The organism is Leptolyngbya sp. CCY15150 (assembly GCF_016888135.1).
GTDB lineage: Bacteria > Cyanobacteriota > Cyanobacteriia > RECH01 > RECH01 > RECH01.
In genome coordinates this window covers 121,714-137,922 of record NZ_JACSWB010000147.1, presented here as the reverse complement: position 1 = coordinate 137,922, position 16,209 = coordinate 121,714, and the positions used below count along the sequence as shown (strand labels likewise).

Sequence of the window (16,209 nt, the reverse complement as noted above, 5' to 3'; positions counted from 1 at the left end):
AACTTCATGTTGGCTGGGTCTGTGTAGACATCTCCACGGACAGACGGGAGGCGCGATCGCTCTCAGCACTTAGCTCCAGATATCGGTAAAGATATTCGGAGGTGATGCCGTGGATCATCAAATTGCGGGCTGCGGCAAAAGGACTGTTGGGCGCAAGGGGATGGCGATTGCGCACGACGTGGTTCCAGTCATAATCGCCGGTGATTTTGCTGACGTATAGCCCAAAGTTTTCATCAAACTGCAGGGAAATCACTGCCCGTTCGAACTCAGCGCTGGTGAGACAAAACGAATAAATAATCTTAAACAACTCCACCGCACATTCCAAATCCAGCACCTGCAGCCAGCCTCGTTGGCTCACGTCTATATCTAGATGTACGGGCTGAACGCTGCTGAAATCGAGTCCGCGCCGGCGAACTTGGTCTAACCAATCAGGATTACGAGTTTGGGCTTCATGGTAATCCAGCACGAAGTTATACAAAATCAGATCATGTTCTAGGAATGCCTGATCTGCCAGATCTGCCACCGTACGGGGATAGAGGGGCGATCGCTCTATGGTGGGATCAGGGCCATTATCAATGAGGAAATTGACAATATTGGATCCGATACATAGATGGCGCACAATTAAATAACAGGCTTCTGGTGTCACAAAGGTTTGCAAAAACCAAGCCGCCATTTTATGCATAAACCCATAGGCGCGAAACTGAAAGGGTAACAGTCGCTTCAGGGTCATAATGCAGGCCAGCCCCACATTAGCCATGACCTTGATTGGAATCAGTAAATAATTTCGCGACCAGCTTTTGAGATCCTTCACCATGTAGGACTTAGCGACGGGATCCACCGGAATTGCTTGGTCAAGATAAAGCGTATCCCAGGTGCTAGGATCGCGGCGATCGCGTTGTTCAGGTATCCACACCATTAGCGAATTTCCTCCAATTGCAGCACATACAAACGAGCCGTGACTTGGGCAGTTTTCACAATCCGATCAGCGATCGCTGCGGTCATCCATTCGGCATTGAGAATGGCATCAAGTTTAGCAATGTGGGATTCATCATTGGCACTGTGATAGGCCAGGAAAGAAACCTGCTCTTTGGTCAATCCCAGGGTTTGCTGGATCAAGGTGGCCCATTGCCCCGCCAACTGATTGCCCAGCCCCTCGATCATAAACATACTGCCCACCAAGTCCACAGGATTCTCGCGGGAGGCTTGATGGAAAATAAAGGCCGATAGCGCCTCGGAACCAAGATTCTTTTCAGCGTTGACAATCTCCTCTAAGTCACCCCCGACAGATACATAATTGCGCTCCAGCATCTGGAAATCTCGATGTTCATCCTGGGCATGGCCAATAAATGTAGACCGCAGCCGAAAATCGGTCATATTCGATGCCGCCCGAGCAATCCACCGAGCTCCTTCCACAACCTGAGGACGCAGATTGCGCAGCAGGGCCTTGTAGTCATCCAAGGTGAACTCCCCGCGATGCAGGCGGCGAATCATGGGGAGCGATCGCAACTGGCGCTCAAACTCCAGCCACACCAGCGCTAGACGTCGCAGAAGATCCGCCGAAACGGTCGAAGCATCTACAGCTTCTGCAGGCACCTGAACCGGTGCAGCAGCCGTGGGTAGACTCACCGCCCGCACCGCCCCTTCCACCACCGTCAGCTTCATGTAGGCGGTGGTAAACCGGCCGCTTTCGGGCACAAAGCAAAAGATGGTTTGCCCCGGCTGGAGCTTACCCGACTGGAAGAGTTCCTCCAGCATCAGGTAAATAGAGGCACACCCCGTATTTCCTCGGGTATAGAGATTAGTAAACCACTTTTCCTCCGGAATCATACAGCCGGCTTTGGTTAACAAGTCTACAATCTGACCCCGGAAAAAGTGGGATGAATAGTGACAGAGGAGCCAATCGATCTCCTCTGGACGCACCCGCCCCCGTTCAATCAAGCGCAGCCAGCCCTCAATGCCTAAACGAATGACCTGATCCAGCAAGCGAATATTTTGCCGTAGATTGATCACCCCTTGCCTAGCCGCCGCTTCATAGGAGGGATAATCCATCCAGCCCTTTAGCGTATCTGGGCTATCCACCCCAGCATACATACAGACCGGATAAGCATTGGCATGGGATACCGACTCGATCCAATCAATGCATAAACTTATTCCCTGAGCAGCCGGATGATTCTGTACCAACAGAGCACCCGCCCCATCGGATAACATCCAGCGCAAAAATTCCACATCAAAGGATAGCGACTGCCCCGCTTGAATAGCATCCTCCGCCTCAAAGCGACTGTGTTTAAACAACCGCGACGCCAGTTCCGAGGCCACGGCGATCGCATTCTGACGCTTCCCCAACTGCACCTGGGCCGTAGCATAGTTCAACGACGCCACCCCCGCACAGCAAACCCCCTGATTGGATACTGCCTCCAGGGGCGACAGTTCCGACAGTTCGCCATGCACCATACTGGCAAAACCCGGCACCAGCAGATCTGGCCAAGTGGTGCCGCAGGCTAGCAGGTCAATGGTTTGAGGCTCAAGGTCTGCACGCTGCAACAGATCGCGCACCGCCGCCGCCGCCATCTGGCTATTCGTCGCCGTGGGCTGCTGCTGGCGATCGAGGGCATAGTATCGCTGCTGAATGCCATTGCTTTTGAGGATGCGCGACTTCACCCGCGAGGGGCGATCGCCCACCCGTCCAAGGTAGTCTTCCATTTGATCATTGCCAATGGGGTCACCGGGCAGGAATTTGCCAATTTGGGTAATGTAGGCGTTTTGCATGGAACAATTGGGGAGAGAAACGACTCATAGATTCATTGCGTTAGTTCCAGAATGCAGCGGAGATTCTTGTCTTGCCGATTCTCTGTGCCACTTTTCAGAATGGATGATAGGGCGATCGCGCCATCACATTTCCCTAGTTGTCTGGAAAAAGCAACCCAGATCTCGTAGTTAAAACCATGAGTGATTTTAATGGCAAGACTGGGCATTCTATGTCATACATGCAACTACAGTCCGATCATCGCCATGCCCCATAGAGCGATCGCATCTGAAGTCTAAGGCTATGAGGATTTCTAGCCTAAACAGTTGACCGTGAAGTATCGGAACCAACGCCCCCTATCTGTTCATCAACACCTTGCTCACTGCACTGGCACCACCAAGCACCCAGCCCCTTTAGAGATATCATAGTCAGCAACAGGATAAGTACGAGTGAAGATTAATCATGTGCTGGTTGACTACGAAAATGTTCAACCGCCCAACCTTTATGCACTCCAAGACCCCATTTTTAGAGCGATGGTGTTTATTGGCTGCAATCAATCTAAAGTACCCTTTGAGTTTGCCGATTCCTTACAGCAGATGGGCGATCGCGGTCGCTACATCAAAATTGAAAACTGCGGATCGAATTCTCTAGACTTCCATCTTGCCTTCTACATCGGTCAACTTTCCCAAGCATCCCCCGATCACTACTTCCATATTATTTCCAAGGATACGGGATATGATCCATTGGTCAAGCATCTGAAAAGCAAGCAAATCCTTATTCAGAGACATCCAGCGATTACAGATATTCCCTTGGCAAAAGCACTAGCGCCAGAGTCTCCTGATAGCACCGAAGAACGCATCAAGGTGATCATTGAGGACTTATCCAAACGAGGGAACTCTCGCCCTAGAACGGTGACAACCCTCAGCAATTCAATTCACGCTTTATTTGCCAAAAAGCTAGCGCCTCGGGATTTAGATCTGTTGATGAAACATCTGGAAAAGCAAGGCAGCATCGTAGTTAACGATAGCAAAGTCACCTACCGACTGCCCGCCAGCGCCTAGGTTCGTGCTGCAAAACAGAAGAACGAAAAAATCCAGGACACACAAGGTTTTCCGCCTTAGCAAATAGGCGGGTTACTTCTGTATCAAAGTACTAGTGACCGATAGGATACCTGATTTAGCCACGAAACATCTGCCATAAGCCGATGAGCATGGTAGAGCAGAGATCGTTGCCTGCAGTCGAATTCAGTCGAATTCCCACAGATGGATGGTTCCGTCCGCACCATTGAGTTCTAAGCTAGCGCTGCGTAGCCTCATCCAGTGCTTCCTGAAGGACTTCATCACTCACACCATGGCGCTTCAAGCTGGCAATCAACGCAGAGACAGTATCGCCCTCTAATCGCTCAAGGTCGGCACGCAGCCCTTGACCAATGTAGGCCCGTGCCAATGGCTGATACCCCGAAAAACCCAATAGTGGAGCTAGACGCTTCAGATCTTCAATCACATCGTCTGGCATCCGAATCGTAATCGCTGTCATGGGCCGATCTCTATTCAAGCGTTGTTTCAAAGCATCAACCTTCATAGTACTCACGTTCCTTGCTTGTCGCTTTGCGTGCCGAAATAATCCTAATGGTGTCGTTTTCACGCTCGATATAGACGACATATAAAAGATTCCAGCGTCTGTCCAAACCAATGACAGCATCGCGGGCTTCATCATTGCGACTTGCATCAACCACCATAAGGAATGGATCGAAGAAAGCCTCCGCAGCTTGCTGGAAGGTAACTCCATTATGCTTTAGGGGATTAACCCTAGCCTTCTCGTCATTCCAAGCGAAGGTAATGCCATTGAGCACGAAATATACATCCATGCCCTATATTGTAGGCAATATGTATTGACGATGTAAATACATGCTAGCGCTAAATGCCTGGATTCGACTTAATTTCTAGTACTCAGCCAGTAGAGACTCATTCCCTTGGCGGATTGCTCGTCCATAGGCAAGTACCTCTTCAAAGGCAGGCTCATCCTTGAATGACCCGGTAATTTGTTGCAGCCAGTTCACCTGTTGAGAGATTTCAGTTTGCTGCTGCAATTGAGCGATCGCAGCTTCTATTGCTGCAAGACGTTCCTCTAACGAAGCATTAGTCGGCATTTTTATTCCTCCTTGCAGGATAAAATACATATCTCATGGCTCAATCCGTCGTCTAGCTTGCGCCAAAGCATCGTCCCCTGAAATGGGTTGAATAGAACCATTTCGCACCTCGTCTCTTCGAAGCCTAGCTTCGATTAACCAGACTACCTGAATGATTGAGTCGGCATCTAACTCTAAGCTTTCCACCAACTTGTCTGCCAAGAGTGCTCTTGACTTGCTAGGCAAGGACAATAGTTTCTCAGTCAGTTGCTCAATTGACCGCATAGCCCCAATCTCTTGCAAAAAGCTAAACTGTATACAACTATATCAAAATCTAACGTGATAAAGGCTTAAGAGCTTCGTCTCAGCCAACTCAGTACAGCCCATCTAAAGCCAAATCCGCGATCGCACCTCCATAAGTACGAGGCGTCCAGATTTAGCTCCTGTGGCAGAGCGATCGCTTGCAAGGTGCATCAAGTCTAGCCTATCCCGTAGATTGAGTGTAGGTTGGGAGGAGCGATCGCCCAAGGACAAGCTAAGTAGACATCCAAGACTTGCTTTTCCTCCAACAGATTAACCAACCGGCGACACTGACTTCCACAATCACTCCAATATCAATTGTTGCAACTCCTTAATATTGGAGGAAAACTTCAACTCACCTTTTTGCTGTTCAACTTGAGTTGCCTTGAAGTTAGCATACATCTCATCACGGCGTTCCTCGCGGATATATTGTTGCAATAAAAACTGAATTTCACGCTTTTCATCTGTAGAAAGGCTTTTGACTACCTCGACCACATCGCTAAACGTCATCGGTTTTAAGACCTCTATCGTGTTTACCTAATCAATCAGTGTTATTGGGTTAAGGCATGAAAAATGAAAGCATATCTTAACGGATTTGCATTAGGCGCTTTAAAGCCTTTTTAATACTTTTTGCCTAGTTCTGAAATCATCCCAAATCTTCTTCGCCGTTCTCACTTTCTCTGGATGATGGCGGAAAAATTCTAGGCTTTTCGTTTTCTTCCTTTAATTCTTCCTGAGTGTTCTCTAAAGGTTGATATATCTGGCTCGAATTTTTTTGAGCTTCACTAAATACTCTTAACAAACCTTCGTTTTGTTGAGTCAGACTGTCGATTGCCTGCTGTATACTTTCACTTGGCTGATTAATCAGACTGTCGATTGCCTGCTGCATGCTTTCACTTGGCTGATTAAACTGTCTTACACTTTCGATTGCCCATAGCACACTTTTATGTGGCTGGCTAAGCTGTCTCACACTTTCGCTTAGCTGGCTAAGCACACTTCCATTTGGCTGGCTAAGCGCACTTTCATTTAGATGGCTAAGCTGTCTCACACTTTCAATTGCCTGTAGTAGATTTTTATTTAGTTGAGTCAGGTTGGGCAAAGACTTTTCTTCCCTCTCAATCTCTTCTACTTCTTCAGGGGTCAAGCGATTGTCTGCCTTAACCCTGGTTGTATCAACAAAATGACTGATGCCCTCAACAATATCTTGAAAGAGATAGACCTCAGGTTCAGGTGTAATGCTACATAGTTCGTTATAGAGAAAATGGTTCACGAAGCCTTGACCACCGTAGACAGTGCCGTAGTCACCATCTCTGGAAATAATCCATAGCCGTTTTTTACCTTTAAAACGAGTAAGAATCTGCTCCCAAGTCAGTTGATCACCTATCGGATTAGTAATTTTTCCTGGCGGATTGCCAAGCTCCCTACGTTCTCTCGCTCTTTGTAATTCTTCAGAAGAATGAGGAATAGCATTAGCAAAAATTGGAGAGAGTGCCTTTGATACTTCATCTTCTGAGCGACTGATTTGCTCCATGATGCTTAATACCAAAGCATCTATCTCAGCATTTACTTTCTTAATATTTTGAGAAATCTCGCTCATTTGATGGAGAATTTCCGTGCGATGATCAATACTCGCAGACAAGTGATCTGGCAAGTTAAAAGTCTTCAGCTTCAGTTCCTTAACCTTTTCCTTCAAGAAGTCGGCTGCTACTAGGATCTTGTTACGCTGGACTTCATTAACAATTTGTTGTGTCACGAAAATATAATCTACCTGCTCTCCTAAGGGTGCAAGCAGCTTTTTTCCTTGATCTATACGATACAAGTCTAAGTATTTATTTGCATCAATGAACAACAAAAAATCATTAGTAGACATGGGTTGTCCTGTATATCAAATTGGATGAGATGCAGAATCCGTAGGTTGATCGATCGCCTGCTAGGCATATCAAGTCTAGCCTATCTTTTAGATTGCGCGGAGGTTTACAGACGCGATCGCCCACGGACGATCTGAGGGAACCTCCAGGGCTTGCTCTTCCTCCAATAGATTAACCGGCCGCACCGACTGAGGATCGACATAGGCCGAGAGCAGACCAAGATTTGCCCAATCAACCCTCGGCGCAGGTTGTCCATGGCATTCATAGGTACGGATAATCCAATGGTTCGGCGAGTCCTCCGATCGCTTCAAGGACGCCAGAATCAAATTATCGGGCAGTTCCAAAAAGCTGCCCACCGGTGGCAGAGTCGGCGTATCTCCAACTCCAGGGAGAGCGATCGCTTGGATGGGTTGATTCAGATACTTACCATGGTGAACCGTGTGGGCAGCTTGCCAACTGCCACAATGAGGATAAATAGCGTAGGTAAACTGGTGATGACCGCGATCGGCTTGAGGGTCTGGCCAGAGGGGAGCCTTCAGCAACGTTAGGCGCAGTTGGCTGGGCTGGCTATCGTAGCCATGCTTCGTATCGCTGAGCAGACTGACGCCGTAGTCCCCATGCGCCTGGGTCACATCTGCCCAATGCAGCGCCGGCACTTCCCACTTGGCCTGCTCCGCTGGCGTTGTGGGTCGGGTCGATCGCTCAATCGCTGCAAAGGGAGCATCATAGGTCGCCACATCAGCAGCGATCGCTAAAGGAAAGGCAGCTTTCAAGACCACCTGCTCTTCTTGCCAGTCCACCTGGGTTTCAATAAGCAGAAGGGGCGATCGCGCATCTAGCACATAGTCCTGGGTGATCGTAGACTGCCCCAGATGGCGCACCACCCGCAGCCGTTGGCGCAGAGGGCCCCACTCCTGCCACTGGATGGAGACTAGAGTTGGGGGCGGTAGGGGATGGTCGGCATAGTCGGGGGCGATGTTCCAGGCATCCCAATATTGACCGCGATCGCGAAAGGCTTGAAGCTGATTGCCGGGAGCCTTGAGCACGGAGCGATCGCTCTGGCAATCATAGAGGCTAGCAATATTGCCGGTTTCGGGATCAATCTGCACCCGGAGATGGTCATTCTCTAAACACCAGTGGTCTGGGCGATCGCTAGTTCCTGGTACTGCCATCGAGGTTTCCGGCACCAGCCACACCAGGCAATAGCCCACACTGGGCACCGTGACTGAAACCAAAAGGTTAGGAGCGTCTATCGTGCCGCTGCGCTGGGCCGGTAGGGGTTGACCTTGGTGATCTATGGCCATCCAATTCGCATCGGGTAAGGATAACGCCACCACCGCCGATTGCTCTTTAGATAAGGAATTCACCAACAGCACCGGACGAGCATCTGATCTAGGAGGCGTTGCATCAATCCGGCGGGCGATCGCTTCTAGGGCGCGATCGCGAAGATCCTGTCCGGTTTCGAGGGCCGCTTGCCAGGTCTGATTGACATCAACAAACACCTCAGGAATGGAAGTGCCGGGTAAGATATCGTGGAATTGGTTAAATAAGACCTGTTTCCAAGCCGTTTCCAAGTCCGCTGCCGGATAGTCGCAGGCGGTCACTAGGGTAGCCAGACTCGACCACAGTTCCGCTTGGTAAAGAGCCTCTTCACAGCGGCGATTGTACCACTTCTGATCGGCGTGGGTGGTGTAGCAACCGCGATGGAGTTCTAAATACAGCTCGTCTTGCCAAACGGGGAGAGACGTTGAGGATGCGGCCAGGCGATCCATCACCGAATGCACCCGATCAAAGGTCAGGGTTGGGAAAAAGGGCGATCGCTGCCAGCGCCGTGCCACCTCTAGCATGTCGCGGCTGGGGCCACCGCCATGGTCGCCCACGCCGGGCAGCCACAGCGATTCCTGCACCTGGGTTTGCTGTTCCCAATGTCCAGCCACCTGGCTCATTTTGATGGGATCAATACCCACACCAATCGGCGGCAGCATCATACTCAACATCTGGCTACCATCGGGCGATCGCCATTGGAACAAACGATGGGGAAATTGGGTGGTGTCGTTCCAGTCCAGCTTCAGGGTGGCAAAGTAGCGAATGCCGCCTTGGCTAAAAATCTGCGGCAGTTGGGCACAAAAGCCAAAGCTGTCGGGCAGCCAGGCCACGGCACTGTAGTCACCAAAGCGATCGCGGCAGTAGCGCTGACCATAGAGCACTTGCCGGACGATTGATTCTCCTTGAACAATCATCAGCTCCGGCTCCACCCACAGGCCAGCAATCACCTCCCAGCGCTGCTGCTGAATCTGCTGCTGGATGTGGGCGAACATCTCGGGACGATGCTCCTCCAGCCAGGCGTAGAGAGCCGGGGTGGAATGACCAAACAGCAGTTCAGGGAACGCTGCCTGCAGATCCAACACCGATTGGAAGGTGCGTTCTGCCACTTCCCAGGTTTCCGGAATTGGCCAGAGCCAGGCTAGATCCAAATGGGCATGGCCTAGGGCCGAGATTGTCCGCTGCTTGAGCAGGTCACCCAAGGGGCGCAGGCGATCGCGCAATCCCGCCAAGGCTTGATCAAAGGCAGCTCGGTGAGTACGGGCATCCCAAGGTATGTCATAGACAACATGGGCGATCGCCTCTAGTTTCTCAGGAGCCAAATATTGATAGTACTGCAGCATTACCGTGAGTTCATCCGCCACAAAGCCCGGCTCCGGCACCGGCTCCAGACCACCCTGGGGATTTTCGTACAGACAAATGGAGGTCACCAAGGCTCCGTCATCATGCCCCGGACTCACCAACCGCAGCGCCACCTCAAAGTCCTGCCCTGGCTGCACCGCCTCGCTGAGCATCAGCCGCACGGCACAGTCAAACAAGTCCCCTTCCTGCACCAAGCGACCATCCACAAAAATCTGGGCAACCTCGGCCCACCACAGCAGCGACAGCCGCAGCGTCAATCCCGCCAGGGGATAGCCATCGAGAGCGGTTGACACTCGGATCACCTGCCGTAGCCACAGCACCTGCTGCCCCTTCGCCCAGGCCACATGCCCCCGCTCATTCACAGGAGCGATCGCCCAGGGAGCCGACTGGGTGGGTGGGGTCAGGTCGGGCACGTAGACCGCCTGCCAGGTGGATTGGATGACAGCCTGGGTGAGGCCGCGCAGGCGATCGCTCGCTTGGGTCATACAGGTGACCGCATCGGCAACAGAATCAATCATGGGTCTGGGCAAGATTCGAGATAGGATTGAGCTACAGCTAGCGGACGGTTCTTCACCACTTCTGATTAGCAACTTTGCCGCGCAGCCTTCTGTTTCAGTGTATGGGTTCGAGCACCACACCTCCATCGATAGGACGATCGCACCATGACCACAGGGCCCTATCAAAGCCGCATTTTAAATCAATTAACTCAAAACTACCGCCGTCTGCGGGACGACCTGCAGCTAAACTGGCGCAAAAGTGCGGTCGCCATGGTTTGGGGGGTGCAGGTGCTGCTCTATCCCTTCTATGTAGCTACCCAAACGACCCGCGTTTTAGGACGACAACTGCGGCAAACCGTGCGGCGGGTCTTACCCCAACTGGGAACTTCGTCCCCACCGCCCACCGCTGACACACCCCTGCAAGCCACCCTGCGATCGCTGCCGTCGCTAGATCTGCCCGCCATCTGGGAGGATGACCTAGAGCTGCCGTCAGACCCTGCCCAAGCGATCCCCGATCCTGCAGCCGTTCCTGAACCCCATCCGCCCCGCCTACAAAACTGGCTGCGATCGCTCATATCCCGATTCAAACCCGCTGCGCCCCTGGCTCTACCTGCCGGTCGCCTCTACCTGCAGCAGGGCGAGACCACCCAAGTCATCCAAGGTCTGGCCTGCCAGGTGACGAGCCAAGCCCTTGTCCTCGTTGGCAGTGAAAACAGCGTGGTGGACTGCCTGACGCCGGAGCAACAGACTCGCCTCCAGCACCGCATGGTCTTAGCCCTAGCCGACTATTATCACCAGCAGCGCATCTATGCCCCACCGACTCAGGGTCTAGCTCTACCCATGACCGACGATCGCGTCCTGCCGCCCATGCGCTGGATGAACCAAGCGATCGCCTGGATGCAGACTGGGCCAGTGGCGATCGCCGCCAATCTATTCCAAGAAGCCCAGGCCCTGCCAGAACGCCGGATCCCTAGGCCCCAGCGATCGCCCTGGCAGACCCTGCGCACCTTCTGGAATCCCGAGACCTCTGCCCTCGTGCCCACCAACCCCACCCCGGATCCAGCCGCATCGTGGGGTCTGCGCTATGAAGACTGGGAAACCCATGGGCCAACAGCGCCGACCGCCCGGATAGCCCCCGGCTGGATCACGCCCTATCAAGCACTTCAGCCAACCCAGCCCTCTCCCGCCCCCCTGCAAACCCAGCAACCCGCGTCGCTGCACACCGATGCGCCTGCTAGCCCCGACAGCCCCGCCGAGAGCTTGATCTATTCCCAGCCTAGCGGCGTTGATCCTGGAGAACCCGACTGGATCGAAACCGATGCTCTGGTCATGGGCTATGTGAAGCATCCCCTCGAACAAGTCTTGGAATGGCTAGATCTAAGTATGGTGTGGCTAGAAGAACGGGCCACATCCCTTTGGCACTGGGTTCAGACACATGTGCAGCGATCGCGCCCCTGAGGCAACTTGGGCTACCCAGGAAACTCTCGGCAAAAGGCCACGTCATTTCGTATGATAATAAAGCTTGATGACGGCAACTGTTTGGAGATATTCCCATGCTGACCCTTAAAATCGCTGTTTACGTCGTAGTCGGATTTTTCATCGCCCTGTTTGTCTTTGGGTTTCTTTCAAATGACCCGGCTCGGAACCCTAACCGTCGGGATTTTGAATAAGAGCGTTAGTCAATTCATGAATTGATTGAACGAGATGATGTTGAAGAAGGGCAGCTTGTGATGATTTGTTGAGCTGCCCTTTAGTTTGCCCTTAAGATGTCTATGCCATATCTGGTTGAGCCACCTCCCCCGCCTCCCATTGTCAGGGTTTTAGAATCCCCAGAGTCCAATGAATCAGACTCGGCTTCGGGCCAAACGCCGACAGCGACTGTTGCCAATGCCTATCTCCATGCCATCGATCCAGCGATTATCCCTGCTCCTTCGCCACCCGAGCTGATCGTTACGGCTGAGCGGCTTCCTGCCAGCACAACGCCTGACCTACCTGCGATCGCCAACGCCCCAACCGCGCCGCCATCGGTTTTAGGGCCACCGTTAGAGCTACAGCCGTCAGCCTGGCAGGCGGATCCTGGTCTGACCGTCAGCCTAACGCCCTTGGAGGAGCTAGGAACTCCATCCATAAGCACATGGGACTATCCCCATGCAGATGCGCCGTTCACGCCTCAACCAGCCACGGTCAGTCCAAGCCAAGGGATAGATCAAGGGACAGCGTCTCCATCCGGCACATCAACCTCCGATCTAGCGACGATGCCCTCGTCCGCCACCCCTGAACCAGACAGGGTTACATCCCCAACGTCTCTGCCAGAACTCGATGGGTTGACCTCTCATCAACTGCCGCCGGATAGCCCCGTCCATGGGCTCAGCACTCTACCCATGCCCAGTGCATTGCTGGAGCAACTAGAGCGACAGCTTACGCAATTACCTACAGCTCAGCCCTCTTCTGAAGAGCAAGAGACAGCAGAGGACGATGATGCGCCTGCCTCTGAAACCGATCTGACTCGTCCCGATCCAATTTTTGCTCCCTTTCCTTCCACGCCATCCCACGAACCCGACGCGATCCCCAACGCGATCCCCGACGCGATTGAGGACTTGCCCAACGAAGACCTACCGGAGATACCGGACGATGATCGTCCACCCTTGCCAAGCCTGCCGCCAGATCTTGAGTTTGAACGGGAGGATCTTCCCGAGCTTGAAGACAGCGATCGCCCCACCCTACCCACATTGCCTCCTGGGCTAGACCCGGAGGTAACCGACGAGCTTGACGAGGTTCTTCCACCCGAAGACAGCGATCGCCCCACCTTGGTGATCCCCGACCCGTCCACCCCGCCTCCAGCAACCGAGCCCCCCATCCCCAGCGATGCTCCCATCCCGGTTGAACCAGCTCAAGACATCGTAGAACTCACCGCCGACCGCCAAGACTTTGATGAAACCCAGCAGGTTTTTGTGGCCGAAGGCAACGTGGAAATGCGTTACCAAGATTCGATTCTGCAGGCCGATCGCCTGCGGGTTAATTTGGTCAATCGGCTAGCCGTCGCCGATGGCAACGTAGTCTACATCGAACCCGGTCAACTGCTCCAGGGCGATCGCATGGAGTATAACTTCGTGCGCCGAGAAGGCACCGTCTTCAATGCCAGCGGTCAAACATCTCCCACCGACGATCCCCCGGCAACCCCTCGACCGGCTGATGGCGACCTACTCGCCGAGGATCCCGAATCAGAAACCACTGAAGACTTCTTACCCCTCACCGTCAACTCCACCAGCAGCTTGTCGATCGGTGAAGGCAGCAGCATAGTAGGACAACAAACGGGTGGAGGCGTTGAACGTGTTCGCTTTGAAGCCGAGCAGATCGAGTTTTACCCCGGCGGTTGGACAGCCACCAACGTGCGGCTCACCAACGATCCTTTCTCTCCTCCAGAACTAGAGATTCGCTCCAACCTGGTGACCTTTACCCGCCTATCGCCCACACGCAGCGAAATTCGGGCCCGCAATCCGCGCATGGTCTTCGACCAAGGATTTTCCCTACCGCTCCTCCGCGATCGCGTCATTATTGACGACCAAGAGCGCAGTAGCCCCCTGCCCATTTCCATCGGTATTGATGAACGCGATCGCGACGGAGTCTTTATCGAGCGCACCTTCGAAGTGCTCAACGAGCCCCTGATTCGCGTCCAGATTACGCCGCAGTTTTATATTCAGCGCGCTTTTGATCAAGGGTTTGATCTATCAGACTCATCGCTCTACGGCGTGACGGGGCGGCTCGACATGCAGCTTAGCCCCACCACTCGCCTAGCGGGGCAAGTCGAACTTACCAGCCTCAACTTTGAAGAAGAGGACTACGACGAACGCATCCGGGCTCAGCTTCGCATTAGTCAGTCTATTAACCGCCATACCCTCTCGTTCCAGTCTGCCTACCGCGATCGCGTCTTCAACGGTAGTCTAGGCTCCCAAAACGTACAGTGGAGCTACGGGCTACTGCTCACGTCCCCGACCTATCAACTCGGCAATACGGGGATCAACCTCACCTATCAAGCCAGCATCAACCGCATTAACGCCAACATTCGTGAAGAGCGTCGAGAGGATCTTCTGCCTCCTCGCCCACGCACCAATAACCGCGCCACCCTCACCCGCTATGAAGCTGGCTTCACCCTCTCCCGTAGCTTTCGCCTATGGACAGGGGAGGCCCTACCCGCGACCCGAGAGGAAGGACTGCGGTTTACACCCACACCTCTCGTTCCTTCGCTTGATCTCATCACCCGTCTCCAAGGTTTTACGGGCTTTTACAGCAGTGGAGATACCCAGGCAGGGATCACCGCCGCGATCGGCGTGCGCGGGCAGCTAGGCCATCTCTCCGATGATGCCTTCGACTATCTAGCCTTTAACCTCACCTACTCCATCACGCCGGAGGGCCCCAAGTCGCCCTTTATCTTTGACGAATTGCGCGATCGCCAAGTGCTATCCGGTGGACTAGTCATGCAGCTCTTTGGGCCGGTCTTAATCGGCTTCCAAACCTCCTACAACCTAACCGAGCAAGAAGAAATCAATACCGATCTTCTCCTGCAATATCAGCGACGCACCTATTCCATCTTTTTGCGCTACAGCCCTACCCGTGAGACGGGCTCCTTCGGGCTTCAAATCAATGACTTTAATTGGACAGGCGTCACCGAGCCGTTCTCTGAATCTGAGTAACATGCTCCCCCGGTTGACCTAAGTTCGACGGAGATGATCGGTTAGTACGTAGGAGAACGTAACGATTGGCAAGCATTTAGCCTCACCTCTCTCCTAGGGGGGGTGGCAGAGCGATCGCAACAGTTTTCTATGAAGTAAGCGGACATGAACCGCGCATTGGAACAACCAACAACCAATCTTCAGGGGCAATCCTAGGGGCACTATGGCCAAAAATAGCGGTGCCGATCTGCAACGAATAGTACTAATCACCATGGCCCTGGCCCTACTGGGAGTCTTAGGACTGCTGCTGTGGGTCTTAATCGACGTGTTGCTCATGCTGTTTTTAGGGGTGCTGCTGGCGATCACCCTGCGGTTCGCAGCGGGACAAGTACAACGCTTGACTCCCATCCCCCATCCCTGGTCGCTGGGGGTGGTGCTGGCGATCGCACTGGTGCTGCTAGGGCTAAGCCTAGTGCTGCTAGTACCGGCGGTGATCGGGCAATTTGGCGATCTAGTCGAGCAGGTCGAGACGGCCCTCGTTTCGCTGCAAGACTTTATCACCTCGGGGCCTTGGAGCGATCACATGCCCCCCGAAGTAATCGACGACCTGAACGACACCAGCAACCTGCCCAGCATACAAAACACTCTGAATAGATTGACCGGAGCCTTTGCTGAAGGTTTTGGTATTTTGGCTAACCTGTTTTTTATTTTCTTCACCGCCCTGTTTTTGTCCGTCGATGCCCATCTCTACCGGTCTAGCCTGGTGCAGTTGGTGCCTCTCCAGGGACGTCCCCGTGCCCGCCAGGTGATCGACCAGGTAATCAACGGTCTCAAAATGTGGCTGCTGGGGCGACTGGTGTCAATGGTGCTGGTCGCCCTAGTCATCGGCGTCGGCCTGCACCTACTGGGCGTGCCCCTGGCCCTGGCCTTAGGGGTGCTGACTGGGCTATTTGAGTTTATTCCGGTGGTAGGGGCACTGCTGTCGGCGGTGCCCGCCATTCTCATGGGGTTTACCGTAGGGCCCATGATGGCCCTGTACGTGGCGGTGTTTTACCTGATCGTGCAGCAGGTAGAGGGCAATGTGCTCACCCCAATCGTGCAGATGAAGACCGCCGACTTGCCGCCGGTACTGACGCTGACCGCAGTGGTCGCCATGGGGTTGCTGTTTGGCCCGCTGGGGGTGCTAGTTGCTACCCCCCTGGCCCTGGTGGGCATGATTTTGGTGCAGGAGCTATATATCCACGACATTTTAGAACGTCAGCCCCAATAAACGGCCCAAATAAACACCTGCTGCACAGCTACACTGGTCATAGTGCGC

At 53.4% G+C, this 16,209-nt stretch carries 14 protein-coding genes; 5 read left to right on the top strand and 9 right to left on the bottom strand.

Features of this window, described 5'->3' with window-relative positions:
- Nucleotides 1-4 precede the first annotated feature (4 nt).
- Together JUJ53_RS06165 and JUJ53_RS06160 are read right to left on the bottom strand one after the other, a co-directional pair.
- Entirely contained in the window at nucleotides 5-916 is a 912-nt protein-coding gene (locus JUJ53_RS06165; protein ID WP_204151111.1) for a hypothetical protein, read from the bottom strand.
- Nucleotides 916-2,766, bottom strand: a complete 1,851-nt coding sequence (locus JUJ53_RS06160) for a StlD/DarB family beta-ketosynthase (protein ID WP_204151110.1) — start codon at nucleotides 2,764-2,766, stop codon at nucleotides 916-918. The genes JUJ53_RS06165 and JUJ53_RS06160 overlap by 1 nt, the downstream gene beginning before the upstream one ends.
- Before the next feature lie 426 nt (nucleotides 2,767-3,192).
- Here JUJ53_RS06160 and JUJ53_RS06155 point away from each other — a divergent pair, with 426 nt between their 5' ends.
- Nucleotides 3,193-3,804, top strand: a complete 612-nt coding sequence (locus tag JUJ53_RS06155) for a PIN domain-containing protein (protein ID WP_204151109.1) — start codon at nucleotides 3,193-3,195, stop codon at nucleotides 3,802-3,804.
- A 235-nt stretch (nucleotides 3,805-4,039) separates the two neighbouring features.
- Here the strand turns inward: JUJ53_RS06155 and JUJ53_RS06150 are convergent, their stop codons facing one another.
- The 7 genes from JUJ53_RS06150 to JUJ53_RS06120 form a co-directional block, all read right to left on the bottom strand.
- Nucleotides 4,040-4,324, bottom strand: a complete 285-nt coding sequence (locus JUJ53_RS06150) for a hypothetical protein (RefSeq protein WP_204151108.1) — start codon at nucleotides 4,322-4,324, stop codon at nucleotides 4,040-4,042.
- Nucleotides 4,314-4,610, bottom strand: coding sequence for a BrnT family toxin (locus tag JUJ53_RS06145; protein ID WP_204151107.1), 297 nt, complete (start codon nucleotides 4,608-4,610; stop codon nucleotides 4,314-4,316). Before JUJ53_RS06145 ends, JUJ53_RS06150 begins: the two co-directional genes overlap by 11 nt.
- A gap of 75 nt (nucleotides 4,611-4,685) precedes the next feature.
- Nucleotides 4,686-4,892, bottom strand: a complete 207-nt coding sequence (locus JUJ53_RS06140; RefSeq protein ID WP_204151106.1) for a hypothetical protein — start codon at nucleotides 4,890-4,892, stop codon at nucleotides 4,686-4,688.
- A 33-nt stretch (nucleotides 4,893-4,925) separates the two neighbouring features.
- Entirely contained in the window at nucleotides 4,926-5,156 is a 231-nt protein-coding gene (locus JUJ53_RS06135) for an addiction module protein (protein WP_204151105.1), read from the bottom strand.
- Between the two features lie 318 nt (nucleotides 5,157-5,474).
- Entirely contained in the window at nucleotides 5,475-5,681 is a 207-nt protein-coding gene (locus JUJ53_RS06130) for a hypothetical protein (protein WP_204151104.1), read from the bottom strand.
- Between the two features lie 136 nt (nucleotides 5,682-5,817).
- Nucleotides 5,818-7,041, bottom strand: a complete 1,224-nt coding sequence (locus JUJ53_RS06125) for a PIN-like domain-containing protein (RefSeq protein WP_204151103.1) — start codon at nucleotides 7,039-7,041, stop codon at nucleotides 5,818-5,820.
- An 87-nt stretch (nucleotides 7,042-7,128) separates the two neighbouring features.
- Nucleotides 7,129-10,242: an alpha-mannosidase gene (locus tag JUJ53_RS06120; RefSeq protein ID WP_204151102.1), complete on the bottom strand. Its 3,114-nt coding sequence runs from the start codon at nucleotides 10,240-10,242 to the stop codon at nucleotides 7,129-7,131.
- A gap of 144 nt (nucleotides 10,243-10,386) precedes the next feature.
- Between JUJ53_RS06120 and JUJ53_RS06115 the strand changes: the two genes are divergently transcribed.
- The 4 genes from JUJ53_RS06115 to JUJ53_RS06100 all read left to right on the top strand — a co-directional run bounded on the left by JUJ53_RS06115 (nucleotide 10,387) and on the right by JUJ53_RS06100 (nucleotide 16,161).
- Nucleotides 10,387-11,679 carry a hypothetical protein gene (locus JUJ53_RS06115; RefSeq protein ID WP_204151101.1) on the top strand — a complete coding sequence of 431 codons (1,293 nt, stop codon included), beginning with the start codon at nucleotides 10,387-10,389 and terminating at the stop codon, nucleotides 11,677-11,679.
- A gap of 95 nt (nucleotides 11,680-11,774) precedes the next feature.
- On the top strand, nucleotides 11,775-11,891 hold the full coding sequence (locus JUJ53_RS06110) for a photosystem II reaction center protein I (protein ID WP_204151100.1): 117 nt from the start codon (nucleotides 11,775-11,777) through the stop codon (nucleotides 11,889-11,891).
- Between the two features lie 102 nt (nucleotides 11,892-11,993).
- A complete protein-coding gene (locus tag JUJ53_RS06105; RefSeq protein ID WP_204151099.1) occupies nucleotides 11,994-14,912 on the top strand; it encodes a DUF3769 domain-containing protein in 2,919 nt (972 codons plus the stop codon).
- A 250-nt stretch (nucleotides 14,913-15,162) separates the two neighbouring features.
- Complete coding sequence (locus JUJ53_RS06100) at nucleotides 15,163-16,161, top strand: AI-2E family transporter (protein WP_204151098.1); 999 nt, start codon at nucleotides 15,163-15,165, stop codon at nucleotides 16,159-16,161.
- The last annotated feature ends 48 nt before the right edge of the window (nucleotides 16,162-16,209 follow it).